This window comes from Acinetobacter sp. 228 (assembly GCF_048147885.1).
The window spans coordinates 1-1,258 of sequence record NZ_JAYWYV010000345.1; the positions used below are offsets into that span (position 1 = coordinate 1).

Below are 1,258 nucleotides of genomic sequence, written 5' to 3' on the forward strand. Positions count from 1 at the left end.
AAAGTTTCCCCGTATGCGGGTATTACATATAACTTTACTCCTGAATACACAGGTTATATGAGTTATACCTCTATTTTTAGGCCACAAACGGTTATCGATCTTTCTACTAAACAAACCGCTGTACCAGTAGAGGGTGAAAGTTATGAAGTAGGTGTAAAAAGCTCTTGGTTAGATGGTGCTTTAACTGGAAATATCGCTATCTTTAGAACAGACGAAGATAACTTTGCACTAAACCCATTATGGGATCCGCTCTATAATAAATACTCGTCACCAATAGGAACGCTTAGATCGCAAGGGGTTGAAGTTGGATTAACTGGAAAATTAACTGATAACTTAGATTTAGTTTTTGTTTTATCAACATTTAGTATAAAAAATATGGAATCAGGTGAAAGAGGTAGACCAAATATCCCAACTCAAACACTTAACGTTTTAGCTTCTTATACTGTTCCCCAAATTCCAAAATTGAAAGTTGGTGCAAGCATTAAATGGCAAGATGATATACATGACACCTCTTATTCAACTGTAAAACAAGATGCTTACGCATTGCTTAATGTTATGGCCAGCTATGATTTAAACGAACATGTAATGTTCCAAGTGAATGGCAATAATCTAACAAATGAAAAGTATTTGACAGGTTTATCTGGTGGTCAGGGTTACTATGGTGCCCCAGCCAACTATACAGTTGCTGTAAAGTTTAAATATTAATAGCGTAGCCAATCCCAATTTTGGGGTTGGCTTTCTTTTTATTTTTTTATGTGTCAGTAAATATGTCCAAAACTTTAAATCTTCCCATGTTATATCGCATAAAAGTTTTCTATCGATTCTTAGTTGTTTTCGGTATGGGTTATGCCTGTATGGCGTACTTAAGTCTTGGACTAACTGAAATTTTCCATTTTAACTTAGACAAACCAGAAGCTATCTATTTGGCGGCCTTTATTTCTATTTTGTTTTATGTATTTTTCGTGATTGTTGGTTTCTGCATCCAATCATTATTGCGACTGACCATTTTATCAATCGCACTATTTGCCCTTTTCTTTATTGTGACACGGACGGTAGGTTATGCATAAAGGTATACGTCAATCTATGGCATGGCTCCACTCGTGGACTGGTTTAATTTTTGGATGGCTCGTATTTGCTATTTTTTTAATGGGAAGTTTGTCTTATTACCGCCATGAAATTAATTTGTGGATGCAACCACCCCTTGCACAATTTGAAATAAAACAAGATGTGGCAATTAAAACAGCATATCAATACTTAC

General features: G+C 35.4%; 3 protein-coding genes. All 3 read left to right on the forward strand.

The window, feature by feature from the left end; all coding sequences use genetic code 11:
• Positions 1 to 705 (forward strand): TonB-dependent siderophore receptor (locus tag VXQ92_RS18830; RefSeq protein ID WP_416682826.1); only part of this gene is annotated, 705 nt, incomplete at its 5' end.
• 62 nt (positions 706 to 767) lie between these two features.
• On the forward strand, positions 768 to 1,067 hold the full coding sequence (locus tag VXQ92_RS18835) for a hypothetical protein (RefSeq protein ID WP_017725103.1): 300 nt from the start codon (positions 768 to 770) through the stop codon (positions 1,065 to 1,067).
• Positions 1,060 to 1,258, forward strand: a 199-nt coding sequence (locus VXQ92_RS18840; protein WP_416682827.1) for a PepSY domain-containing protein, incomplete at its 3' end; no start/stop codon positions are given. The genes VXQ92_RS18835 and VXQ92_RS18840, both read left to right, overlap by 8 nt.